Here is a 26053-nt window from a genome sequence, read left to right as displayed (position 1 = left end):
CCTATAAAGTCGTTAATGCTATTATAATTAGTAATCTTGACATTTGCCAAGCTTTTCGGCGATGCTAGTTGCACTTGTGCAAGCAGGAAGTTTTTACTTTCTTACTTGCTAAAAAAGCTTAGAGGAAACGAAAAAAAAAGCAAAGCGTTAAACGCCTTGCTTACAGGGGGAATACGAGAAAGTCTTACAGTTATAGTATTACCCCGAAATAAAAAATATAAACAGGGATTTTTAAATTTTTTTATGTGAAAAATATAAACCGCGAACTAATTATTGTTTGTTAAGTTTTTAGTAGCTTCCGCCGCCCGGGCTGTTCGAGGCAATCGAACTTTTTGTGGGGACAATCTCAGACACTTCGTGAAAACCATTTATTGGGGTACTCGAACGTGTGCTCTTGCCGCTGAGAATTCGGTAACTCATAGAAGAGTAAAACGAGACAAGGCTTATCACGATCAGTTTACAAAGGTAGCAGGAAAAATCAACCGTGATAACCTTTTTAAGAAGAAGATAAACTAGATATTTTCTTTTCTGCGATATTTCAGCCAGGAAGCACCAAACACATTAAACAATACCCAATTTTATAAAGTTAATGAATTAAGAAACATTTACCAAGAAACTTTCGTTACATACATAGTGGGAGAAAGGAGGGGGTATAGGTGGATGAAACGGAGCTAGTTAACGGAGCAAAAATTAAGGATGAAGATGCTTTTGAGCAATTAATAGATACATATAAACCTGTGATTGAACGATTTGCTTATCAATTTGGTGTTAAACAAGAAAATATTCCAGATATTGTGCAGGAAACTTTTATTAGAATTCATCGAAAATCACATCAGTTTCATAAAGGGAAATTTACAACCTGGGTCTATCAAATTACATTAAATGTAGTTCGAGACCAATACAGAAAGCAAAAACGAGACAGAAAGCTTATAGATAAGGCGAGGCAAAGCCAATTGCAAACAATAAAAAATAGCTATTATTTCGAAAAACAGGAGCATTTATTTTTGCATGAATGTATACAAAAACTGGATGCGAAATATAAAATCCCATTAATTTTATATTATTTCCATGATAAATCCTATGATGAGATCGCGCTTATTCTAAATATTAAACTATCCGTTGTGAAGACTAGAATTCATCGAGGCAAAGCGAAATTAAAGGAGATTTTTGAAACATCGATTGGAGAGGAGGTTTACCAGAATGGATGATAAGCCATTGGAAAAGATGCTTCACGAAATGAAAGATGACTATAACAAATTGCCGGAATATACAAATACCAAAACAGTTATGCATTCTATTTTTGCTAGGAAAAGGTCAAAGTGGGGACGGTTGTTGCCAACTGTTGCGATAATAGCGGGAATGCTTTTGTTTATGGTTGTTGCACTTCCTTTTATTAATGATGAACATCAAGGGGATAGAGAAGCTGAATATTTGAAACTTTATTTTCAGCAAAAGAAAGAAACTTTTCGCAAGGAACTTGGGATAGAAAGTGTGGAATCGTTTCGGGAGGTCAAACAGGCAGAACGTCTTGTGAAGCAGTTTGAATTAACAAGTCAAGCAGAGTCGTTTGAACAGATAAAGTCGGAAATCGATTATTTATTTACAACTCCCGAGCAAGCAATTGAACAATTGAATGAAGCTGGAGAATCAATCGGGCAAAATTATGATTTCGAAAATAAAATGTACGAAATGGAAGCTTCATTGCAGGCATATATGAGTAAACTATTTGAAAAATATGCGTTTACTAGTGGTGAACAAAAGGCTTTACTAGAAGTACAGCATAATAATTTGAAATATAGTGGGCCTTCTGAGGTAAAGTCATTTTTAGAGTTGCTGGATGAACAAGGGTTTGCTCTTAAGCCTGCAGAATTGGGTTCGGCAGCAATAATAGTTAGTACGGATTATCTTTGGCTTGCTCGACATAACGAAAGATTGCAGGAGATGGAAGGATTTGAACGCTATATAGAACTAGTAGAATCAAAAATTGAACCGTATGCACTCGGAATCTATAATGAACGCAAATTACCATGGGATGAGTTAGACACGGTCTTGTTGGCAATCGAGGATTTGTTTGATTCTTATCCAGAGGATAGGGAAGTATTAGTTGAAGAAACGGAACTACTAAGTATTGCACAGTTGTATTTATGGGAGTACATTGAAGCTGGTGAGTATGCACCATATACCTTAAGTCAAAACGCAAGAGAAGAGTTATTAAACTTTGTGAACAATCATGGAGACTCCAGGTATTGGGAAATTGTAAACACAGCTGTAGAGACGTATGAATCAAGTGATTGGAAAAACTTGGGTCAGAATGGTTCTTTCATTAATCACGTGTCTTTATTTTTCGATGAGAAATTTGCAGGTTTACAGATGGAGGATATTCACGAAACAAATACTTGGCCGTTGTTATCTTCTACCGCGAAGACATACTTAGCGTACGATGAAAAACAAGATGTGTTATTTCTTGAAGAACTTTCATCGCTGGAGATACTCTCACTCTATTTGTATGCGATTGAAAGGGAAGAGGAAAAGATTGTTGAAGCAATGTCAGTAGCTGAGCTTGATTATAACCAAAGTGAAGTAAATGCCATGGATTTAGCTTTCCAAACGGGGGTTATTATTCGAGTTGACCATGCAAATCATCAAGAAACCTATCAATTTGTAAGATGGGAAGATAATAAGATATTAGCAGAAGTAGAGCTAATTAATGAAGACAAAACGTGGAAAGTAGCAAACGTCGAAATATACGATTAAGAGGAAAAAAGCACCGTTGCTGTTATGCAAAGGTGCTTTTCAAATATTAATTACAAGCGTTTCTCTAATGCTTCTTTTTCTTCTTCAAATCCAGGCTTGCCAAGCAGTGCAAACATATTTTTCTTATACGCTTCTACACCAGGTTGATCAAATGGATTCACACCAAGTAAGTAGCCGCTAATAGCACATGCTTTTTCAAAGAAGTAAACCATGTAACCGAATGTATAAGCATCAAGTGCAGGCAATTCCACGATGAGATTCGGAACATCTCCATCCGTGTGTGCGAGCATTGTACCTTGGAATGCTTTATCATTGATTTCATGAATGGTTTTTCCAGCTAGATAATTTAAACCATCTGAATCATTTTCTTCTGCTTCTAGTGTTAAATTCTTTTTCGCAGCATTCACGTGAAGAACTGTTTCAAATATATTGCGACGCCCTTCTTGGATATATTGACCAAGTGAATGCAAGTCTGTTGTGAAGTTAGCAGAGGAAGGGTAAATCCCTTTTTGATCCTTTCCTTCACTTTCGCCAAATAATTGCTTCCACCATTCGGAGAAGTATTGTAAGCTTGGCTCATAGTTAATCAGAAGCTCTGTAACCTTGCCTTTGTTATATAAAACATTGCGAACCGCTGCATATTGATAGGCTGGGTTGTTAGCCAGTGTTGGCTCAGCTAAGTCATGCATTGCATCCTTAGCACCCTGCATCATATCATCAATGGAAATGCCACTTACTGCAATTGGGAGTAATCCAACAGCGGTAAGAACAGAATAACGGCCACCAACATCGTCTGGAATTACAAATGTTTCATAACCAGCTTGGTCTGCAGAAGTTTTTAAAGCGCCTTTTGCCCGGTCTGTAGTAGCATAAATACGAGTTTTTGCTTCTTCAGCACCATATTTTTCTTCTAAGTATTTTTTAAAAATACGGAAAGCAACAGCAGGTTCTGTTGTTGTTCCACTTTTAGAAATAACGTTAATAGAAAAGTCCTTATCTTTTAATAGCTCTAATAGTTCACTCATATAAGTTGAGCTTAAATGATGACCAACAAAGATAACCTGTGGTACTTTTCGTTCCTCTTTCGTAAGTAGGTTTTGGAAAGAATGATTGAGCATCTCTAGTGCTGCACGTGCGCCAAGATAAGACCCGCCAATACCAATAACAAGCAATATGTCGGAATCATTTTTGATTTTCTCTGCACTTTTCTTTATACGTGCATATTCTTCTTTATCATAGTTTTCGGGTAAATCAATCCAGCCAAGAAAATCGTTACCCGGGCCAGTTTTTTCATGTAGCATATGATGTGCTGATTCCACAAATGGGCTTAAGTAATCAACCTCGTGCTGGTCGAAAAATTTTAGAGCTTTATCATAGGTAAATGAAACGTGTGACATTGACATCCTCCTTTAATTGCAATCAACTGCATAACTTAACTTTATCCGATAAGGATAGTGAAATCAAGAATGATGCAATTTGGATTTGCATACAAAAAACATACACAACGAAGTTAAATCCTTCAATGTGTATGTTTTAATTTGTTTCTTATTTTTTTGCTGATTGATCGATCCACTCTTGCAGCTTATCTTTAAGTGTGTTAAATCCTGCTGTATCATTGTCTTGTTGGAAAGTAGGTTGTGCTTTTTTCTCTTTCGCAGGCTTCTTTGGTGCCTCTTCTGTAGCACGGATTGAAAGGGATACTTTGTTTTTTGCTTCGTCTACATTCATTACTTTTACTTTCACTTCGTCACCAACAGTTAAGTGCTCATTGATATCTTTCACATATCCGTGTGTAATTTCTGAAATGTGAACTAAACCTTGGTTTTCTTCATCTAAAGCAACAAATGCTCCGTATGGCTGAATTCCTGTAACTTTTCCGTCTATAATTTGACCAGCTTCAAATTTGTTTGTCATGCTGAACAACTCCTATATATAAATTCGTTTCTTTTTACACAATATACGATTATAGCACAAACTATTAATTCTAGCAAAAGAATACTTGAGAAATGATAGAAGTGGTTACCAATGTGTGATGGAGATTAATGTATCATTCCCTCTTAAGGTTTGGTTTGCATCAGGATGTATGTGGTATTTTTCATCACGAATAAATCCAAGCGTTAAGTATCCTTTTTTTAACAGATGGTTGGAAATCTGATGAAATGATTTGCCTTCTAACTCACGAGGCAGCAGTAAATGTGAAAATTGCTGCTGTGTCAATAATTGAATTACATCTTCAAACGGGGTGGCGGTTTTGGCATGGCTTAACTCATGAAAAAATAAACCACTCATAAAATCATTCGAGCGGATAATTGTCGTTGCACCAGCTCGCAAAGCATTTTCAATTTGGATTTTGGACAAGATTTCGGCAACGATTGGTATCTTCCTATTATTCCCACGAATAGCAATTGTTGCTAGGATCGTATAGTTATCTGCTTGACGCTCACTTTTATTTAATTCCGATGTTATTAGAACACAGTCAGCATAATCAATATTGGCTTTTTCTAATATTGTGTCTTCGCTAGCATCCCCATGAATAAAATGAACAGGATATTCCTGAAAGGTAAGGTGGCGCAACGTTCGGTCAATAAGAACGATACGCGTTGTTGGGTAATTTTCAGAGGCAATATGAATTAATTGTTTGGTGCGTTCATTCCAACCGATAAAGATAAAGTGATTCCTCCCTCTAAATGGGAGTCTTCCACTTTCAAGGTCCTGCTCATGTTTTACTGTAGCAGTAGATAATGAACTAATATAAAAGGCAATTAAACCACCACCGGAAAGAATAAGTAGGATCGCGATGATTCTCCCGGTCGGAGTTAGGGGAACATAATCACCGTAGCCAACAGTTGCCCCTGTAACAAAAGCCCACCAAATACCATCGAATATTGTTGGGAATTGGGCCGGCTCAAACAAGTGAATCATTGTTCCGAAGAATGTCATTAGAATAAATATGGTAACCAGGAGCTTAACGGCTGTCGGTAAACGAAAGTAAATATATTTAAGAAAGCGAATACTCATAGCATCACCTTTAAGCGAAATGTATTTACAGTTTAGTATGAGCTAAGAAGGCAGGGTTATTCAAACTTATCAAGAAGAAAATCCCGAGTACTGACAATACTTATTCTTTGTCAGTACTCGCTTCACTAGAATCTATGCTTTCGCTAATGTTTCTTTTAAACTGTTATAAACGGCAAGCCAAAAATCTTGGTTATCCCGATAGGACTTAGATATAAATAAATACATTTCCTTTGCTTTTTCATCGTGATCCTGCGCATCCTGTGGGGGAAGGGAAGCACGAGAATGATCAACAAATTGTTGGAGTTCTGCTGCACGCGGTCCCCATTTAGCGACTTCTTCTCCATTTTCATTAATGAAAACGAAAATCGGAATAGAACGCGCTTTACCATTTGTTAAGTACTGGTCCATTAATTCTAAATTTTGATCACGCAAAAGCATCCGAACTTGCATATTAGCTGCCTCGGATAGTTTTAATAAAATTGGGATATTCAGCATCGCATCCCCACACCAATCTTCCGTCAACACAATAGCACGAAGATTTTTTTCTCGGATTTCATTAAAAAATGCGTCGTCAACTGGTAAAGAAAAATGATCATAAATATGCAATAAATCTTCCTTGTTCTTTTCCATGGATTCAATATAAGCGTCTGGGTTCATACCTCTTTCAAACCATTGATTAAGATGCATGAGCAATCACTCCTTTTACGAATTTGTACTGAGTAAAATTGTAAGGCTAAAATGATGATACGTAAACAAATGTGCTCTTTTTTGGTGGTAAGTTATAAAAATTTGACAGTAAACTTTATTTAGAGAGGTTGTTCAAAAAGTCCGATAAAATGACATATCGAGAACATGGATCTTCAAATAAAAACCGACATGTCATGTGTCGAACGCCGTAGTCACCAGTTCGTACGTTGCTAAATGGGCGCTTGCGCCTTTGATCCAAATTTTGCTATCATGGAAATTAGTTGGATGAATAGCCTGAGGAGGTAGTATAGATGACACAAATAAATCAGCAGTTTTTACTGGAATTATTAAACACGCCATCTCCATCAAGTATGGAAATGGAAATTCAGAAGAAATGGATAAACTATGTCAAGGATTTTGCCGATGAAATACGTACGGATAATGCAGGAAATGCTATTGGTGTATTAAATGCGAACGCTCCTTTTAAAATCTTGCTTGCAGGGCATTGCGATGAGATTGCGCTTGTTATTAACCGGATTGATGAAAATGGTTATTTGCATTTCGATAAAATGGGCGGTATTAATCCAAAAGCTGCGGTTGGTATGCGTGTAACTGTGCTTGGGTATAACGATAGCGTGACCGGTGTAATCGGTGTGAATGCACAACATCATGGCGGGCTGAAAAATGACTTTGACCTATCCGATTTGTTCATTGATTGTGGCTATAAATCCAAAGAAGAAGCCGTAAAGCACGTACAAATCGGAGATCTCTGTGTATATAAAACAGAACCTGAAATTTTAATGGATCGCTATATTGCTGGACGTGGCTTGGATAATCGGACTGGTGCATTTATTGTTGCGGAAGTACTGAGACAGCTTTCCGAAAAAGATATTAATGTTGGGGTATATGCAGCAAGCACGGTAAATGAAGAAACGAATATGGGCGGTGCATATTTTGCCGCTGCAGGTATTGAACCCACAATGGCAATAGCTTGTGATGTGACATTTGCAACAGATTACCCTGGAGTTAATCAAAATAAGCACGGAGATATAACATTAGAGGGAGGCCCTGTTTTTGCAAAAGGGGCACCAATCAACATTAAGATTAATCAGTTGCTCGAAAAAGCAGCGAAGAAGTTAAATATGGATGTGCAATATGAGTTAACACCTCGTATGACAGGTACGGATGCCGATAAAATGCGACTTACAGGGAAAGGAGTGCCTGTTTCCTTGGTGTCACTCCCGTTGAGATATATGCATTCTCCTGTTGAAACAGCGAGTATCCAAGACATCGAACAAGAAATTGAATTAATTGTAACGATGATTGCTGATATGACAGGAGAAGAGAGCCTAAATCCATTGGATAATTGAGTTTACAATGAGTAGGGAAGATATAACTGTTTCCTAAAAGTGCCGATTGCCCTCATACGAGGAGCAGTCGGCTTTTTTAAACCAAAAAACAGATAAATTAAAAAGTCCTATATGTTATGAATAACTGTTCCAAAATACCTCTTATTACAAATCCTAATCTGGTATATAGTCCCTGTTTTCCGCTTTATAGAAAAAAATACCATACACCTCCTCATTTCCGTAGTAAATTAGATTTATTTTTCATATGAAAATGAATCTATTAAAACGTTCTACCTCAAAAAACCTTTTAATATAAAAGGTTTATTTATCTTCCTTGTAAAAAGAGAGCAAATAGTTATTGACATGAAATAGGAAAAATTAGTACTAATTATTCAATTATGAAAATTCGGATTAATTATGACAATAATCGACAAAAAACATTCTATCAATCTACTATACTGACATTAACAGCGAGATTCTACAACTATCGGAAATTGAAGGGGATCGACAAGTTTCTTGAAAAGGAGGGCAGGAGATTTTAGAAAAGTTAAGGGAATGTACTGTTCGAAAATTGAGGGGAGGAAAAGATTTGAGAACAAAGAAAAAGAGGCAGGTAAAGGCGTTCAGTATGGCAGCAACTTTTTTAATGGCATTTTCTTTAATTACACCAGGTGTGACATTAGCTGAGTCGCAAAACAAACCGCATTATTCGCTAAATGATTCCAATAAGGTTGCAGAAGCAAAAGTAAGTGAACGTTTATTAACAGAATTTAAAGATGATGGAAAACAGACATTCCTTGTGAAGTTCAATGAAATCGCAGATGTAAAAAAAGTTGCTTCAGAAGCGAAAGCAAATGCTGCGAAGGCGAATCTATCCGCACAAAAGGTAGAACATATCAGCCGATCCGCAGTTATCTCTGAGTTAAAAGCAACTGCTCTTAGCTCCCAGCAAAATGTAAAAGCTTATTTAGAGCAGGAAATAGAGAATGGAAATGCGGAAAATCTTAAATCGTATCATATTGTTAATGGAATAGCAGTTACAGCGACAAAGGAAGTTGCAGAGAAAATAGCAACATTTGCTGAAGTAGAGAAAATTCTTCCGAATGAAACGCGTGAGCTGTATACGACCGTTACAAAAGATGCAGAGACACCTAAATCTGAAATTGCAAATGTGGAGTGGAATGTTGAACGTGTTGGTGCTCCAGCAGTTTGGGATATGGGATTTGATGGAAGTGGTGTTGTTGTAGCTAGTATCGATACAGGCGTACAGTGGGATCACCCAGGTTTACAAGATAAGTATCGCGGTTATGATGCTGCAACCGGTGATGTAGATCACACGTACAGCTGGTATGATGCAACTGCAAGTGAAGATGTGCCATATGATGACCAAGGTCACGGTACACATGTAACTGGAACAATGGTAGGTAGTGAGCCAGATGGAGCCAATCAGGTTGGTGTAGCACCAGGTGCCCAGTGGATTGCTGTTAAAGCATTTACAGCAGCAGGTGGAACCGATGTCGATTTATTAAATGCAGCCGAGTGGATTCTAGCTCCAAATGGTGATGCAAGCATGGCACCCGATGTTGTCAATAACTCTTGGGGCGGAGGACCAGGCTTAGATGAATGGTATCGTGATGTTGTTACTGCTTGGAGAGCTGCTGAAATTTTCCCAGAGTTCTCAGCGGGAAATACAACGCTATTTAACCCCGGTGGTCCAGGGTCAATTGCAACACCCGCGAACTATCCTGAATCGTTTGCAACTGGTGCCACGGATATAAATGATGCTTTAGCGAACTTTTCATTACAAGGTCCTTCACCATATGAAGGCGATATAAAACCGGATATTTCTGCTCCAGGTGTAAATATACGGTCAACCGTTCCAGGTAGTGGCTATGAAGGTGGATGGAATGGAACCTCGATGGCGGGTCCGGCTGTATCTGCAGTCGCAGCGTTATTAATTCAAGCAGATGCAAGCCTGTCGGTGGACGAGCTTGAAGAAATTTTAATGCAAACCGCAACGCCATTAACAGACGGCACATTCTCAGAATCACCAAATATGGGATATGGCTATGGATTAGTTAATGCTTATGATGCTGTGTCATCTGTCGTGACTGGTCTTGGCACATTAGAAGGGCAAGTTACAAAAGAGGGAGAAGACACGGAAGCACCAACATTTGAACACGAGGCACCAAGTGAAACGTATGCAGGAATGAATTTAGATCTTGCAATTAACGTATCTGATAATATCAGTGTTGCTTCGGTTGAAGTCGTCTATGGTGATGGAGAAACAGTAGAGGCTAGTCGTGTGTCAGGTGATTATAAATCTGGAGAATATGTTGCAACCATTCCAGGTGAAGCAATTTCAGGTGATTCGTTTACCTACCATTTAGTTATAAATGACTTCGGAAATAATGAAGTAACAAGTGATAGCTACGAGGTAACGGTCTTGCCAGGAATTACAGCAGGGTATTCGGCAGATTTTGAAACAGCTCCAGCAGGCTGGACAACTTTTGGAAACAATAGTAGCTGGGAAAGGGGTGTACCAACCTCTGGACCTGGAGAAGCAGCTTCTGGAGAGTATGTTTATGCAACAAACCCAGAAGGAACCTATAACAACAATGAAAATGGGACACTTATGATGCCGCCGGTTGATTTACCAGATGGAGATTCCTATCTACAATTCAATCAATGGTATAACATTGAAAACAACTGGGATTTTGGTCATGTGTTTATTTCCACTGATCAAGAAGAGTGGACACAATTAGCACGCATTACCAATACCTCTGACGGATGGGAAGCTGCTGAAATTGATCTTTCTGAATATAGTGGCGAGCGTGTCTATATAGGGTTTAATCTTACAACGGATGGCAGTGTACAACGGGATGGCTGGTATATTGATGATGTCACATTAGCTGATACATCAAACAGCAGCAGTGCATCACTCGATGTTGTCCCTGCTAAAGGAAAAGCAGCGGGCAATGCAAAAGCAGATAAAGATGCATTGAAAAAAGAAAAAGTAGACCCGAATAAAATAACACCAGAACAATCAACGAAAAAAAGTGCACCAATTAAAGATGAATCAATTCATCCGACATTGCTTCCACTAGGTGCTCAAGTAAGTGTGCTTGAAAGTGGACGTACAGTAAATACGGATCCAGCAACTGGAAGCTATTCATTGCTTCACGGAGCTGGTGACTTCACAGTAGTTGCCGAAGCATATGGCTTCCATTCTGAGGAGCAATCCGTAACAATTGAAAATGATAGTGTAGCAACAACAGACTTTACACTCGAAGAAATTGACCAGTATTCAGTCAGCGGTACAATCACGGATGAAAACACTGGTGAAGCAGTAGAAGGAGCAACAGTTCTGATCGTTGAGGATGCAAATATTGCACCGGTAGAAACAGATGCTTCAGGCAGCTTCACACTTACTGCTTATCAAGGTACGTATACGTTGAAGGTTCTAGCGGCAGGTTACCATGGTAAAGAAGTTGAAGTGGACCTAAATGAATCAGATGCAGAAATCAATGTAGAACTTGAGCCTTTCTATACGGTTCCCGGTGGAGAAATTGGTTACGATGATGGTACTGCAGAGAATGCACGTGCATTCTATGATGCGGGAAATGGCTGGGCTGTGAAAATGTCATTACCTGAAGGGCAAGAAACTGCACTTGTTACAGAAGGTGTCTTCCAATTCCATGATACGGATTGGCCAAGCCCAGGTGGAACAGAGTTCGCCGTTGAAGTATGGGATGCTAGTGGGCCTGATGGAACGCCTGGTGAGCGGCTAGCCGGTCCAGTTGATGCCGAAGCAATCAGAAGTCTGGATGAATGGACAGTAGTTGATTTATCTGAGCATGCAATTCAGGTTGATGGCGATTTCTATATGGTTTACATTCAAACAGGAGCAAATCCTAATGTACCAGGACTTGCAACCGATGAAAATGGACCAAATGCTGAGCGCAGTTACCAATATGTTGGTGGAGCTTGGTCACCATCACCAGCTGCAGAAGGTAACTATATGATTCGCGCACGTGTAGCATATGGTGTAGAAAATCCAGTGATTACTTCACCAGAAGAAGATTTCATTACAAATGAAACAGAACTAACAGTAGAAGGTACTGCTTCTGATACCACCACGGTTCAATTATTGAATAATGGGGAAGAAGCAGGCACTAAAGAAATCGGTGAAGACGGTACTTTTGCTCTACCAGTAGCGTTAACAGAAGGTGAAAATGAATTCCAAGCTGTCTCATTACTTGATGGTGTTCAAGTTGGGGAATCTGAAACGGTTACGGTAACCTTGGATACAGAAGCACCTGAATTAACAATCGATACTCCAGCTGATGGCGATAAAGTAAATCGTGAAAGTGTAACAGTAGAAGGTACAGTAGCTGATGAAAATCTTGAATTTGTCGAAGTAAACGGCCAAGAAGCGTCGGTAGAAGATGGCAGCTACTCGAAGCGAATTTTACTTGACGAAGGTGAGAACACAATTGAAGTTGCAGCAGGCGATTCAGCTGGAAATACAACAACTGAATCTGTAACAATTGCGGTTGATTTTACAGCGCCTGAACTTGAAAATCTAACACCTACAGAAGATGTCCATATCAATGCTGGTGAAAGTGTTAAGTTTGAATTTGATAGTGAGCCTGGATTAAAAGCAACCTATTTTATCCATATGCCATTAACAAATACAACGGCTAACGCAACAGAGCTACCAATGATGGAAACATCTGAAGGTCATTATGAAGGCTACTGGACAGCTACAAGCAGTGTTGTTGCTGAAGGAGCAGTTATTGAAGTAAAAGTAGTAGATGCTTTTGGTAACGAAACACGCGAACAAGCAGAAGGCAAGCTATTCATTAATGCAGAATAAGGAAAATGCGGGGCTCTGGTCCCCGCATTTTTTCTATGGCTGCTTGCCCAAACGTCAATCCTGCTCGTCAAAGGCACCGACGCATTAAAATCCATATCAATAAAGTACCCCATTTTATAATCTCTTATTATGTGACATTCATTTAATTCCGAGTTTTTTACCTTGCATTGATAGAAAAATAGTGTATAATAAATTTAACAATTAAATAATCGATTCCAATCTTCGGGGCAGGGTGAAATTCCCGACCGGCGGTAATAAGCAGAGATGCTTTAAGTCCGCGAACTGCATGGTTGATTGCCATGCGGTTGACCTGGTGCAACTCCAGGACCGACAGTTACAGTCTGGATGGGAGAAGATATCGAGCCGGATTTGGTGCCCGTTATGCGCCATTATTTGACTATCAATTAATTAAACCCTAAAGCCCCTCTATGCTTTAGGGTTTTTGTGTCTGTTAGGCTAGTGTCCTTCATCACGAGAGTGGAATCGATATAAAGATGAAGGAGGAATAGATGATGCGTAACACAAGCAAGCAATCATCAAATTTATTAAAACTTATTATTTTGGCTTTACTAGGGACAATTTCACTTTTATTATTTTTCTTGAATTTCCCACTGCCATTTTTACCACCATATTTAAAAATTGATTTTAGTGATGTGCCAGCATTAATGGCTTCACTCATTTTCTCACCACTTGCCGGTATAATTGTTGTAGCGGTGAAAAATTTACTTTATCTTGCGGTGTCTGGAGCGGGCGATCCAATTGGTGTTGCAGCAAATTTCCTTGCAGGAGTAATGTTTGTCGTGCCAGTTTCGATTTTATATCATAAATATAAAGGTGTTAAAAGCATTGTTTCTGGTTTGGTTACCGGAACACTTATTATGGCGATTGGAATGAGTGTATTAAATTACTTTATCATCCTCCCTGCATATGGATGGTTTATGGGATGGGAAATGACAAATCAAGTGATTTGGGCATCTGTTTTAGCAGGTGTACTGCCATTCAACATTATAAAAGGTATTATCGTAGCACTATTATTTGTGCCATTATTTATAAAAATGCATAGCTGGATCACACAGCAGCAAACGAAATTTATATAAATATTAAAAGCTAATCTCTGACTAGGGGGTTAGCTTTTTTTGTACGGAGAAAACAGAACTTGACCCCTGGTTAATTGAAACATCATAAAGTTTTTAGGGTTTGATTTTCCTTTGGTAATAAATAACTTCACAAGGATAGAACTAAACTTTTCAGTCGTGTGATTTTTTGTGATCTGAGATGCGCATTGATATAAAATTAACGAAAGCATTTGGTTATATATGTTAAAATATTATGGAATATTATAAAGTTTCAAATTATGATGTATCTTCACATAAATTACTACGAGAAAGGGATAAGATATGGAGCGTAAATCCTTAATTAAAAAGTTTGATAAACAAGCAAATAAGTATAACAAACGCCGCAAAAACGATAGTGCTTATCGGTTTCGTGAGCGGATTTTTCAAGATGTAGAAGGAAAGGTTTTAGAGGTTGGTATTGGTTCTGGTCTTAATTTTCCCTTCTATAATAAAGACGTTGAATTGACTGGGGTGGATTTCAGTGGTGAAATGATGAAGGTAGCGCAATTGGCCGCAAAAGAATTTCCTTTTAAAGCTACATTCATAAAAGAAGATGTTGAGTCTGTGAAATTTAACGAAAGCATTTTTGATACGATTGTATCTTCAACAACTTTATGCGCGTATCAAAATCCTGTCATTGTCTTAAACAACTTTCAAAAATGGTGTAAGCCAGGAGGGAAAATACTTATGATGGAGCATGGAATCAGTACGAACAAACCATTATCATGGCTACAAAAATCATTGGATCCGTTGGCATTAAAATTTGTAGGGTGCCACCAGGACAGAAATATTAGTGAAATTGTAAAAAAATCTAGTTTACAACTTATTAAGGAAGAGCGTTATATGGCGGGTTGCCTATATTTGATATGGGCTAAACCATAAGGATTCAATGATCGCGTGAAGTTTTTATCAAACTTTATAGTTACAATAATCTATAAATGTAAACATTTACATACATATTGTATGTATGTTAAAATAAACTTAACTTATGATGAGGTGTGAAGTGAATGAGACTAAGTAGTTTTTACCCCGTATTGATGACACAGAAAGTAAAGGAAACAAGTGCATTCTATCAACAGTATTTTGGATTCTCAAGTGTTTTTGAAGCGGATTGGTACATGAGTTTGAAGCAAGAAGAGACTGGTGATGAATTAGCAATCCTGCAGTCTACTCATGAAACAGTGCCCTCTTCTTTTGGAAATTCTGTACAAGGATTAATTCTTAATTTTGAAGTAGAAAATGTAGACGAAGTGTATCAGCAATTGATTAAGGAAGAACAGCTTCCATTACATCTCGATTTACGTAACGAGGCATTTGGTCAAAGGCATTTTATTACAATTGACCCAAATGGGGTATTGATTGATGTCATTACCGTTATTACTGCAGATCAGTCCTTTCAAGATCATTACTTAGAGGAAGTGAGAGAGTAGAAGTCATTATGAGTGGATATACGCCATTAAAATATTACTTTGATAGGGAATTGGCTCTTCGGCTGGCATATTTAATTCAGGCGCAGTATCCTCATTTTACCAAGAAGTCTTTTGTGGATACTGTAGCCATAGAAGTTGAAAATATAGAATTAAAGGCTCGCGTTGAGGTAATTGCGGACACATTAAAACAACATCTCCCTACTGATTACAAAGAAGCTTTAGCTGTCTTGTTAAAGATTTTGGGACCAGAAAATAATACAGAAGAAGGCATGTTTACCAAGGGCTATTTTCTAATGCCGATCGCTAAATTTGTCGAAAGCTACGGACTGGAGCATTTTGACTTATCCTTAAATGCAATATATGAAATAACAAAACGGCATACATCAGAGTATGCTATCCGACCTTATTTACATGCAGATACTGATCGCTGTATGGCCTATTTTCAAGATTGGATAAAGGATCCTAATTCACATGTAAGAAGATTGGTGAGTGAAGGAACTCGACCAAGACTCCCATGGGCTAAAAAGATTCCTCCGTTAAAGGATAATGTCCAATACAATTTACGTTTGCTAGAGAATTTAATGCATGACAGCTCCCGCTATGTTCAAAAATCTGTAGCAAACCATATGAATGATTTAACAAAAGAAAATCCCGAAGCAGTCCTCAAATGGATACAAAGGCTTATATCAGATAGTAATGGTATAAACCCTAAAATTATTAAAAACGGATTAAGAACATTGATAAAATCAAAGGATGAACATGCGTTGGAGTTATTGCGTCAGGTGGAGTGAGGAGTGTAGACAGCATGAGAAAAAATAAAACGGAAACAGAACAAACAATACAAAATTTATTGGAAATAGCAAGACAGCATTTTATAGCGTGTGGATATGCGAACGTTACCTTAGAAGAGATCGCAAAAGAAGCAAATGTAACGAGGGGTGCCTTATATCATCATTTTAAAAATAAAAAAGGGATTTTTCTTGCCGTATTTGAAATGGTTCAAAAAGAGATAAGGGAGTATGTAGAATCTGAGGCAGCAAAAAATAATGATAGCTGGCAGCAATTAATCAACGGGTGCCGGGCTTTTCTGGAAGGGGCAGTACAATCGCATAATCAACGCATTCTTTTAATTGATGGCCCGGCCGTATTAGGCTGGGATACCTTTAGAATAATGGACGAAAAATATTCGATGAAATCACTGAAGGAACAATTACAGTTTATGCAGAAGCAGGACCTAATAAAGCCTTTTTCTGTAGAGGCAATGTCGCATTGTCTTTCTGGAGCAATGAATGAAGTGGTATTGTGGATTTCGGGTCACCTTAATCAGAAAGACGTGATAGAAGAAGCAATGATTGTTTTACAGAACATGTTAGAAGGTTTGAGAAATAGGTGAACCTAAAAATAAGGAAAAGTGGTGCCTCATCGTCCCGGTATATTTGATTGCAAACGAGTAAAATCGCTAGGGGGAGTTGAAAATGACAATGAATGAATTCGAAGGTGGAAATAATATCGCCATAAAGATTCCTAAATTCAAATACAGCGAAACAGTGCATTTTTATAAGGAAGTGATAAAGCTACCCTATTTGGGTTTCATGTCTGAATCCCATGCCTTTCAGTTTGGTGATGCCACTCTGTGGTTGGATTGTATGGATAATTATTCCCAACAATATGTATGGCTTGAGATTCAGACAGACAATCTAAAAACAGCAGCAAATTATTTGCAGGACAATCATATTAGTAGAAGAGACGAAGTAGAGATTCACGAGAACTCTGACGGTTATTGGATTTCTGATCCATGTGGGACGATCCTTAGAGTCAATCCAGGAAAATAAATAATCTTTGATAGACTACTAGTACTAACCTAAACAAAAAGATAAATGTAACTTTTGTAAAAGGCAACGAACAACGTTACATGAATATCTGGTGGAAATACTGTAGTAATAGAAGAGGTGGGTTCTTTCTGGTGAAGAGGAATTATTGGTTCATCACTTTGGGCATTAGTTGGACTGTTGTTTTTTCGGGCATAAGTTTTTATTGGGCAATGGGTGGCCTAGGTGGTGTCAGGTCATTAGGAGGGGCCATTTACGAGAAGTCCTTAAACCCTGCCCCCTCGTTCGTCGTTATTGTATGGATTACCGGTTTTATTAAATTACTCGGCGTGGTATTGTTGTCGATGCTTCTTGTAACATGGAAGAATTCAATAATAACCAGAATACTGTACTACGTGACAAAAATTGTAGGGGCGTTATTATTCTTGTATGGTTTACTAAATTTTGTCACGATTACTTTAAGTGCGTTGGATATATTAGATTTTAATTTAGACTCCTATGCAACGTTTTGGCGGTTAACTTTTTGGGAACCTTTTTGGATGGTCGGTGGAATTTTTTACTTTTTTTCTGTTAAAAAAATTTAAGTTCTAAGTAGATTAATTGAGTCTAAATGCAAGGGTGAGAGAAAAGGGAGGGGACTGGATTGGTTAGTCTAAGAGCTGGATACGGACTAGACCCTAATGGATTTATTGTAAGCGATGTTAGTTTAGATAAAATTGATCATATCTATGTTTCTTGCATTCAAGAATCTGTCGAGAGTCTTAGCAATTTGTTTCATCAACAATTGCACAGTGTTTATGTGTACGGTAGTGTAGCAAGAGGTGAAGCGGTTGCTTCAAAATCAGATTTAGACCTTATTGCTATGTTTGATGGTAAACTGAGTTCCGTTAAGTTGGCTGAATTAAAGAAACTTACTGGAGAATTGTCTGGAAAGTATCGTTCACTGGTTCGTGACATTGGTATAGCTATTGCATATTACGACTATACGGTTGACCCCTCAAATTATTTCGAAAATGCATTTCTTAAGGAACTTTGTGTTTGTGTCTACGGAGAGGATTTGGGGGATCGATTTGGTCCGTACAAACTTACCTCAGAGATAGCTATTCGCTTCAATGGTGATATTTGCGAGGTTCTTAGTCGAACGTTAAATAGGTTAAAAACAGCTTCCGATGAAGATTTTAAAGTGATTTCACAAAACTTCGCCCGTAAACTTATTCGCACATACTATTCAATGGTAATGGTGCGTTCTCAGATTTGGTCGACACGGCTTTACGAGCAAGCGGAAGTCTATATCCACCATTTCCCAGCTAAAAAGCCTATTATTCGTACACTAATAAATTGGATAGAAGAACCGCCGACCGACCGTGAAGCTGTATATGATTTATTTAAGATTGAAGGTGCGTGGGCTAGTGCGAACTTTGAGCATGAAGCCAATATTTCTTATTAAATTAATGGGTGAATAACTAAAGATCAATCAATGTTTGCTCGTTCATTATTGCGCTAACGTATGAAGTTGAGATGAGGTCCCACATCAGCTATTATTTTACTTCGAGGAGGACAAAATATTCGAGAAAATCTTTTAGGTATTCTGCAAGTTATCAAATTAGGAGAGAAACTGAAATATGAACTACGACACAGTTGGCTGTCCAATGGCAGGCAGGAAAGTGTTGCGGAACATACTTGGAGAGTATCTTTAATGGCGATGCTGATAGAACCATATTTAGAGAAAAAGGTTGACATAGCAAAATTATTAAAAATGATTATAATTCACGATTTAGTTGAAGCTGAAGCGCAGGATACCAGCGTTCGATACGATGCAAAACGCTGAGAAAAAGAAAGAGAAAGAATTTAATGAGATGCAAGCAATAGAGAATATTAGGGGAACACTGAAAGGTGATTTAGGGGAAAGTTTGTACAATCTATGGATTGAGTTTGAAAACAAACAAACATTTGAAGCAAAAGTTGCAAATGCCTTAGATAAACTTGAAGCTCAAATACAACATAATGAGGCAGATATTAGCACTTGGATAGATATAGAATATAAGATGAGCTTTTTGCTTGGTAAGCATACTGAATTTAATACTATTTTAACGCTTTTCAAAGACATTGTGGAAGAAGAAGCAGAGTTAAAATTAAAAAATGAAGGCATTGAGATAAAAGATTTAAAGAATAATTTAATCCAATCATAGAAATTCTGTTATTGCACTAACCGGTAAATTACTTCAAGAATACGATTTTCCTCTTTTTGCGAGGGAAGAAGACTGGTTAGGAAATATACTTCGTGCATCCAGAAGCGGCTGGTGAGCCCTTTTGTGCTATCGCACTGTGGCGTCTCACCTATGCTTGTTTACCTTGTTCACTTGTAGTAGTCAACGTATATTTCCTATGATTAATTTGACTGTCGTTCGTCTTTAACATGAAACACTTACGTTTAATCTCTCATCGCTCCGGCCTCACGGGCAGTCATTGCACCTTGTCCTTCGCTCAAATCCTTTTGGATTTCTTGTTTTACTTTTTTAGTGTCAGTCCCGGCAAAACCTGGTTTCGTACTAGAATGCAACGTCTTATTAGCTTGTTGATCTTGTGGCATATTGAGCCTCCTAATTATATTGTGAAACAGTCTTATTATCTACAAAAAAGCGATCAGTATGTCCACATGATTTGAATATTACATTCGTTGCTTTTACAGAATGACCCTCATTTTCCTAAACATTCTTCAAAACAATGACATTAATACAAGCATTTCTATCATACTTTATTCTAGAGGTGGTAAAATGGCAAGAATCGCTTACCGGGATGCAGACGTTGACTTAATGGCAAGGATGATGAGAGCAGAGGCTGAAGGTGAAGGAAAACAGGGAATGCTCTATGTAGGGAATGTTATCGTTAACCGTGTTGTGGCAGATTGTCCGGATTTTAACGATTTAAGAAACATTGAGGATGTTATTTTTCAAGTGCAAGGTGGTAATTATTCTTTTGAAGCCGTTCAAAAAGGGAATATGTTTTATCAAAGAGCAAGAGATTCTGAAAGACGGTTAGCGGAACAAAATCTGAAGCATTGGAGACAACACCCGGCGAAATATGCGCTGTGGTATTTTAACCCATATGGTCCATGCCCTCCAACATGGTATGATCAGCCTTTTTCTGGACAGTTTAAATTACATTGTTTTTATGAACCAGCACCTGGAACATGTGAAAGTGTATACATCGGATGACTGGATGTTAGAGAGGAAAGTTGGAAGTGACGAACGAATTAAAAAGGCTCAGAGAACTTTATCTCTGAGCCTTTTGGTGGATATTATATCTGAAGGGTGAGGGTGATTATTCTTCCTCCACTAAATTCCGTGCAGTCGGCATTGCCTCTAATCGTTCAACAGGGATCGGTTTTCCTGATTTTTCACTAATTCCATATGTTCCATCTTTAATTCGACGAAGTGCATCATTAATTTCCTGGAGGCGATCTCTAAGCATGAGGTCGAATCCGGCATCAAGCTGTTGTTCAAATTGCTCTGTACCCATATCTGCTGGGTGATTATCATAATTTGCCAGTTCCCCGACCGATTCATTCGGACCGGTATTATTTTCGGCTTTAATTTCTTCTTCTGTTTCTTTCTTTAGCTGTAATAGCTGTTCTTTAAAATAACTCAATTTCTCTTTGCTTAGTGGGTTACTCATGTACATCCTTCCTTTCGTTGGCAGAGAGGCAAGTATATCCCATTCCTATCTGTGTAAGTTTAACCATGGTATCAGCCTGAGAGCTTATGGCTACCAAGTTTTCTAGATGGGATGGTTACGGGTTAAGTTAGATGAGCTCTGCAAGAAGCAGTGAGATTCCTAATAAAAATCCATAAATGGTATTTGTTTTCGCAGTTGCTGCCATCGCAGGCATCATTTCAATTGCTGTCTGTTTTCCACGGAATTTACGGATTGCTTCACGCGCCTTCAAGCCACTTAAAAATGTTAATAATGACCATAATGGTAAGATACCCGTAATAAGGAGCAATGCTGTAACACCATATGCAACGAGCATTAATGTAGCAAGCAATGTGATTGATTTTTCCCTGCCGATAAGAACTGCTATTGTTTTTCTGCCGCCAAGCTTATCGCCATCACGATCACGAATATTATTGGAAAAATTAATGTTTCCGATTAATATCGTAATGGGAATTGAAATCCAAATCATGGATAGTGATACTGTGCCCGTTTGAATGAAATAGGTAATACCAATAATAACCATGCCCATTAGAACACCAGAAAATAATTCACCAAATGGTGTATAGGATATTGGAATAGGTCCTCCTGTATATAAATAACCGAAAGCCATACATATTAAACCAATAACGGCAATCCACCAGCTGGAAGCGATGCAAATATAAACTCCGATAAGAATGGATATCCCATAAAAGATGAAAGCTAAGTTGCGTATTTTTTTGGGAGCAATACCATCACGAACGATCGTCCCGCCAATACCAACAGAATTGTCGTTATCTAGCCCTCGTACAAAATCGTAATATTCATTAAACATATTCGTCGCAGCTTGAATAAGCAAGGATGCAATAAGCATTGCTGAAAATAACAGCCAATTGATCGCACCTTCATTAAAAGCAATCATTGTTCCGACAAATACTGGGACAAATGAGGCTGTCAGTGTATGTGGACGCATAAGTCTCCACCAGACGTGAAATCCTTCACGTTCATTTAAAGCATGTTTAATCGTTGTTTTTTCTGTAGATTGCATCAAATAGTTCCCCCTGCAAATTATCAATAGATATCATACTAATTTTAGCAAATAAAAGAAGGGTGTCAATGTCATCTAGTTGTTATTCGTGTCATATATTGGCAAGATGGGGAGGATTTATTCCTATACGTCTTGTATAAAGGCATTCATTAAAGCTTGGTGAAAGTCAAGTTTTCTAACTAAATCTAGATGCTTTCCTTGAGAAACTGGCGAGCATAGCATAAAATAGAAAGGATGACACCTTTAAAGCATCATTGTGGAGGTTTATATAAATGATTGAAATAAAAGAGGATCAACTTGCATCATTGCTTAATGGAGCAATCGAGCAGCTTCAGGCAGAAGATGATCGTAGACTTGTTAGTTTTACTAAAAAAATAGCGACCACAAATCCGCTGCAGTTTTTTGAAGCGGCAAAGCATATTTTTGAAAATCGTACGTTTTGGACAAGCTCATCGCAAATGCTTTGGCTTACAGGCGTTGGCAATGCGTTTGAAATGGGAGCAGATAAATCTCGATTTGAAGTGATTGAAGCAGCTTGGAACAAGATGCTAAACGAAGCATATATCCATAATCCATACGAGGTTCCTGGAACCGGGATTGTTGCCCTTGGTGGCATGTCCTTTGACCCAATAAATGCGCAGACAGAATTATGGAAGAAATTTCGACCCAGTCAATTTAGAGTTCCTGAATTTTTACTTACAAAATATGATAGTTCGTACTATTTAACGATAAATGTATGTGTAAGAAAAAATGATCATGCGAAACAACTAGCTGAAGAACTAAGGCAGATTGAACAAAAATTGCTTCTGGGGCAGAAGGTTCCAGATGATATACTGCATATTGTAGATGAAAGCGAAATGGACCCTGAAAAATGGATGGATATTGTTCGACAGGCCACAGATGAGATTCGTAACCAACACGTGGAAAAAATCGTGCTTGCTCGTGAATTACGCCTTACATTCAACCGTCACGCTGAGATTTCATCGATTTTAAATAATTTATTAAAGACACAGCCAAATAGTTATATTTTTGCGTATGAAATCGGGGATGATTGCTTTGTTGGTGCTACCCCAGAAAGACTTGTTAAAGTGGAGAAAAACAAGCTTTTATCAACTTGTCTGGCAGGAACTGCACCACGTGGCAAAACGGAAGAAGAAGACATGAAAATTAGTGAAGCGCTGCTGAATGATGAAAAAAATCGTCAGGAGCATGATTTTGTTGTGCAGATGATTAAGCATGGAATAAAAGACTATTGTACAGAGATGACGATTCCGGAAGTTCCAGTTGTTCGCCCTTTTAAAAACTTACAACATCTTTATACTCCGGTTACCGCACAACTAAGGGATGGCTTTACAATATTAGATATTATTAAGCAACTGCACCCGACTCCAGCGCTTGGCGGAAGTCCAAAAGCAGAGTCACTTGCATTTATTAGGGAGCATGAATTACTCGACCGTGGCTGGTATGGCGCGCCAATCGGTTGGATGGACAGCTCTAATAATGGAGAATTTGCGGTTGCAATTCGTTCGGCACTAATCCAAAAGAATCAGGCATCGCTTTTTGCAGGTTGTGGAGTAGTGAAAGATTCAGATCCACAAAGTGAGTATGAAGAAACAAAAATTAAGCTTCTTCCTATGCTTACCGTTTTAGGAGGATAAAAGTCAATGGATCATATTGAAAAATTAACACGTTATACAGCTAATGTAGTTGATGAAATTGTAAAAAGTGGAGTAATCGATGTGGTTATTTCGCCGGGATCGCGTTCTACTCCACTTGCATTAACCTTTACAGAGCATCCTGATATCAAAGAATGGGTTATCGTTGATGAACGGTCAGCTGCTTTCTTTGCAATGGGAATTGCGAAACAATTGGATCGACCGGTTGCGCTTGTCTGTACGTCCGGTACAGCAGCAGCGAATTATTTTCCAGCAATTGTTGAAGCTTACTATAGTAGGGTGCCATTAATTGTTTTAACAGCAGATCGGCCCCATGAGTTGCGTGATGTTGGGGCACCACAAGCAATTGAGCAATTAAAGCTTTACGGAGACTATCCAAAGTGGTTTCATGAGATGGCACTTCCTGAAGCAACACCAAATATGCTCAGTTACGCACGTAATAAAGCGGCTCGTGCAGTGTATATGGCAAACGAGGGAAACCCAGGCCCTGTCCACTTGAATTTTCCGTTTCGTGAGCCGCTTACACCCGACTTTTCATTGGAAAACATATGGGAAAACCCTGATGCGACAGATGAAATGCAAACCGTTAATACTTTTATGGACGGTGAGAAGCGTTTATCCGAGCAGCAGATAGAACAGCTTGTTCAGAAACTGGCTGATGGAAAAAAAGGACTTATTGTCTGTGGTCCACAAACAGATAAGCGATTTGCTCAAGTGATTACGGAACTCGCATTGAAATGGAGGCTTCCGGTTTTAGCCGATCCATTGTCTCAAGTCCGCGCTGGGAGCCATGAGAAGGATCATGTGATTGAAGCATATGATGCTTTTCTAAGAAACAAAACGATACGAGAACAGTTGGAACCTGATTATATTATCCGTTTCGGTGCAATGCCAGTTTCGAAGGCATATCTTTTTTATGTGAAAGAGCATGCACATGTGAAACAATACATTGTTGAGGGAAGCAGCGGTTATCGAGAGCCTGCGGGAAATAGGACGGAGTTTATCTTTGCTGATCCAGTAATGCTGTGTCGTGCAATACAAGCAACTTCATCTATAAATGAGGTGGAGTTGAGCTGGCTAAATCGTTGGCAGGAAATGAATCAAATTTCAAAGAAACATCTTTTAAGCGGCAAGGAGTCACAGGTAACAGAGGGAGAGGCCGTACGTGGTCTTTGTGAAGTTATACCGGATCAAAGCACGCTATATGTAGGAAACAGCATGGCAATACGCGATGTTGACACCTTTTTTATGACAACACCGAAGCAGGTGCAGGTTCTCGCTAACCGAGGCGCGAATGGAATCGATGGAGTCGTATCTAGTGGTGTTGGAGCTGCTGCAACAGGGAGAACAGTGACACTCTTAATTGGTGATCTTTCGTTCTTCCATGACATGAACGGGTTGCTTGCAGCGAAGCACTACAAATTAAATATAACGATTTTACTTGTTAACAATAATGGTGGCGGCATTTTCTCGTTTTTACCACAGTCCAATGATAAGAGGCATTTTGAAGCGTTATTTGGAACACCAGTCGATATTGAATTTAAAAAGGCGATTGAAATGTATGGTGGTGAATATATGCAAGCAATGACAGAAGACCACTTGAAGGAGCTGCTTGCTGCAAGTTACCTGCATGAAGGACTTTCTGTTATTGAAATTAAAACAGATCGTACAGAAAATGTGACATGGCATCAAGAAAAATGGAATGCAATTGAAAAGGAAATCTTGCAGGATTGGGATGGGTAAATTGTATCACACGATTGGTCAAGCGACGTATTGGTATGAAGTAGATGGAGAAGGGACCCCGATCGTCATGCTTCATGGATTTACAGGGAGCACAAAGACATGGCAGCATGTGAAAAGCGCCTTCGGATCAGGCTATCAAATTATCGCCATTGATCTGCCAGGGCATGGAAAGACACAGGCTTCCCACGTTAGAACAATGGAAATGTGCTGTACAGATCTACATGCGTTATTTCAATTTCTTGGATTAGAAAAAATCCATTTAGTTGGTTATTCAATGGGAGGACGAACGGCATTATCCTATGCATTAAACTACCCTGCAATGATTCAATCGTTAATATTGGAAAGTGCTTCACCAGGCATAGCAGACGAATCAGAGCGACGTCTGCGAATGGAGGCTGATGAAAAGTTAGCCGAACGAATTGAGCGGGATGGCGTACAAGCATTTGTTGATTATTGGCAGGATATCCCATTATTTGTATCTCAAAAAAGCCTCCCGTCCAAAGTGCAGGAAGATATTCGGCGTGAGCGTCTTTCACAAACAACAGAAGGTTTGGCGCAATCATTGCGTGCAATGGGAACAGGGGCTCAAGAACCGTGGTGGAGTCATCTAGAAAGCTTTGAATGTCCAGTGAAACTGATTGTTGGAGAACTTGATCCAAAGTTTATTGCAATGAATAAAAAGATGCAGAAGCACTTAAAATCAAGTAAGATGAATATATGTGATAATGCTGGACATGCAGTTCATGTGGAAAAACCTGAAATCTTTGGTAAACTAGTAAGGAAGTTTATCACGCATAACAGACTGTAATACGCCAACTTTAAGTGTTGGAAAGAC

General features: G+C 38.6%; 23 protein-coding genes, 1 pseudogene and 1 riboswitch. Of the genes and pseudogenes, 17 read left to right on the top strand and 7 right to left on the bottom strand.

Annotated elements, in window-relative coordinates:
* The first annotated feature begins 656 nt into the window (after positions 1-656).
* On the top strand, positions 657-1208 hold the full coding sequence (locus NST46_RS19350; protein ID WP_251661368.1) for an RNA polymerase sigma factor: 552 nt from the start codon (positions 657-659) through the stop codon (positions 1206-1208).
* Positions 1201-2754: a hypothetical protein gene (locus NST46_RS19345; protein WP_341137612.1), complete on the top strand. Its 1554-nt coding sequence runs from the start codon at positions 1201-1203 to the stop codon at positions 2752-2754. The genes NST46_RS19350 and NST46_RS19345 overlap by 8 nt, the downstream gene beginning before the upstream one ends.
* 50 nt (positions 2755-2804) lie before the next feature.
* On the opposite strand, the gene NST46_RS19340 is transcribed toward NST46_RS19345, so the two are convergent.
* The 4 genes from NST46_RS19340 to NST46_RS19325 form a co-directional block, all read right to left on the bottom strand.
* Positions 2805-4151: a glucose-6-phosphate isomerase gene (locus NST46_RS19340; RefSeq protein WP_095309216.1), complete on the bottom strand. Its 1347-nt coding sequence runs from the start codon at positions 4149-4151 to the stop codon at positions 2805-2807.
* A gap of 148 nt (positions 4152-4299) precedes the next feature.
* A complete protein-coding gene (gene yugI, locus NST46_RS19335) occupies positions 4300-4668 on the bottom strand; it encodes a S1 domain-containing post-transcriptional regulator GSP13 (RefSeq protein WP_095309214.1) in 369 nt (122 codons plus the stop codon).
* A 105-nt stretch (positions 4669-4773) separates the two neighbouring features.
* Complete coding sequence (locus NST46_RS19330) at positions 4774-5772, bottom strand: potassium channel family protein (RefSeq protein WP_118888801.1); 999 nt, start codon at positions 5770-5772, stop codon at positions 4774-4776.
* A 132-nt stretch (positions 5773-5904) separates the two neighbouring features.
* Entirely contained in the window at positions 5905-6459 is a 555-nt protein-coding gene (locus tag NST46_RS19325; protein WP_095309209.1) for a thioredoxin family protein, read from the bottom strand.
* A 311-nt stretch (positions 6460-6770) separates the two neighbouring features.
* Between NST46_RS19325 and NST46_RS19320 the strand changes: the two genes are divergently transcribed.
* The 11 genes and pseudogenes from NST46_RS19320 (at position 6771) to NST46_RS19270 (ending at position 19250) form a co-directional block, all read left to right on the top strand.
* Positions 6771-7829 carry a M20/M25/M40 family metallo-hydrolase gene (locus NST46_RS19320; protein WP_118888803.1) on the top strand — a complete coding sequence of 353 codons (1059 nt, stop codon included), beginning with the start codon at positions 6771-6773 and terminating at the stop codon, positions 7827-7829.
* A gap of 568 nt (positions 7830-8397) precedes the next feature.
* Positions 8398-12687: a S8 family serine peptidase gene (locus tag NST46_RS19315; RefSeq protein ID WP_341137611.1), complete on the top strand. Its 4290-nt coding sequence runs from the start codon at positions 8398-8400 to the stop codon at positions 12685-12687.
* 214 nt (positions 12688-12901) lie between these two features.
* Positions 12902-13048: riboswitch (FMN riboswitch) on the top strand.
* A 151-nt stretch (positions 13049-13199) separates the two neighbouring features.
* Positions 13200-13784 carry an ECF transporter S component gene (locus NST46_RS19310; RefSeq protein WP_095309203.1) on the top strand — a complete coding sequence of 195 codons (585 nt, stop codon included), beginning with the start codon at positions 13200-13202 and terminating at the stop codon, positions 13782-13784.
* Positions 13785-14084: 300 nt separating this feature from the next.
* Positions 14085-14684, top strand: a complete 600-nt coding sequence (locus NST46_RS19305; protein WP_118888805.1) for a class I SAM-dependent methyltransferase — start codon at positions 14085-14087, stop codon at positions 14682-14684.
* A 125-nt stretch (positions 14685-14809) separates the two neighbouring features.
* Entirely contained in the window at positions 14810-15232 is a 423-nt protein-coding gene (locus NST46_RS19300) for a VOC family protein (RefSeq protein ID WP_341137610.1), read from the top strand.
* 8 nt (positions 15233-15240) lie between these two features.
* The gene (locus NST46_RS19295) at positions 15241-16023 is read left to right on the top strand and encodes a DNA alkylation repair protein (RefSeq protein WP_118888807.1); all 783 of its coding nucleotides are present in this window, start codon (positions 15241-15243) and stop codon (positions 16021-16023) included.
* Positions 16024-16037: 14 nt separating this feature from the next.
* Positions 16038-16625 carry a TetR/AcrR family transcriptional regulator gene (locus tag NST46_RS19290; RefSeq protein WP_341137609.1) on the top strand — a complete coding sequence of 196 codons (588 nt, stop codon included), beginning with the start codon at positions 16038-16040 and terminating at the stop codon, positions 16623-16625.
* A gap of 82 nt (positions 16626-16707) precedes the next feature.
* The gene (locus NST46_RS19285) at positions 16708-17064 is read left to right on the top strand and encodes a hypothetical protein (protein ID WP_341137608.1); all 357 of its coding nucleotides are present in this window, start codon (positions 16708-16710) and stop codon (positions 17062-17064) included.
* A gap of 131 nt (positions 17065-17195) precedes the next feature.
* Positions 17196-17645, top strand: a complete 450-nt coding sequence (locus NST46_RS19280) for a DUF3995 domain-containing protein (RefSeq protein ID WP_341137607.1) — start codon at positions 17196-17198, stop codon at positions 17643-17645.
* 59 nt (positions 17646-17704) lie between these two features.
* Positions 17705-18508 (top strand): nucleotidyltransferase domain-containing protein, encoded by an 804-nt coding sequence (locus NST46_RS19275; protein WP_341137606.1) that lies wholly within the window; start codon positions 17705-17707, stop codon positions 18506-18508.
* A gap of 138 nt (positions 18509-18646) precedes the next feature.
* A pseudogene (locus tag NST46_RS19270) lies at positions 18647-19250 on the top strand (HD domain-containing protein).
* Between the two features lie 242 nt (positions 19251-19492).
* Here NST46_RS19270 and NST46_RS19265 read toward each other — a convergent pair.
* Positions 19493-19651, bottom strand: coding sequence for a hypothetical protein (locus NST46_RS19265; protein ID WP_168927280.1), 159 nt, complete (start codon positions 19649-19651; stop codon positions 19493-19495).
* Positions 19652-19835: 184 nt separating this feature from the next.
* Here NST46_RS19265 and NST46_RS19260 point away from each other — a divergent pair, with 184 nt between their 5' ends.
* Positions 19836-20276, top strand: a complete 441-nt coding sequence (locus tag NST46_RS19260; RefSeq protein ID WP_341137605.1) for a cell wall hydrolase — start codon at positions 19836-19838, stop codon at positions 20274-20276.
* A 106-nt stretch (positions 20277-20382) separates the two neighbouring features.
* Here NST46_RS19260 and NST46_RS19255 read toward each other — a convergent pair whose 3' ends face one another.
* A complete protein-coding gene (locus NST46_RS19255; protein ID WP_118888809.1) occupies positions 20383-20736 on the bottom strand; it encodes a hypothetical protein in 354 nt (117 codons plus the stop codon).
* Positions 20737-20863: 127 nt separating this feature from the next.
* A complete protein-coding gene (locus tag NST46_RS19250) occupies positions 20864-21799 on the bottom strand; it encodes a 1,4-dihydroxy-2-naphthoate polyprenyltransferase (protein WP_118888810.1) in 936 nt (311 codons plus the stop codon).
* Positions 21800-22071: 272 nt separating this feature from the next.
* On the opposite strand from NST46_RS19250, the gene NST46_RS19245 reads away from it, so the two are divergent.
* The 3 genes from NST46_RS19245 to menH are packed head-to-tail and all read left to right on the top strand — an operon-like array spanning position 22072 to position 26026.
* A complete protein-coding gene (locus NST46_RS19245; protein WP_303447897.1) occupies positions 22072-23457 on the top strand; it encodes an isochorismate synthase in 1386 nt (461 codons plus the stop codon).
* A gap of 6 nt (positions 23458-23463) precedes the next feature.
* On the top strand, positions 23464-25218 hold the full coding sequence (menD, locus tag NST46_RS19240; protein ID WP_303447896.1) for a 2-succinyl-5-enolpyruvyl-6-hydroxy-3-cyclohexene-1-carboxylic-acid synthase: 1755 nt from the start codon (positions 23464-23466) through the stop codon (positions 25216-25218).
* Complete coding sequence (gene menH / locus NST46_RS19235) at positions 25211-26026, top strand: 2-succinyl-6-hydroxy-2,4-cyclohexadiene-1-carboxylate synthase (protein WP_341137604.1); 816 nt, start codon at positions 25211-25213, stop codon at positions 26024-26026. Before menD ends, menH begins: the two co-directional genes overlap by 8 nt.
* The last annotated feature ends 27 nt before the right edge of the window (positions 26027-26053 follow it).

This window comes from Oceanobacillus sp. FSL W7-1309, assembly GCF_038002145.1.
GTDB classification, from domain to species: domain Bacteria; phylum Bacillota; class Bacilli; order Bacillales; family Amphibacillaceae; genus Oceanobacillus; species Oceanobacillus profundus.
The sequence above is the reverse complement of the archived record's forward strand: the minus strand, read 5'-3'. Positions and strand labels throughout refer to the sequence as shown.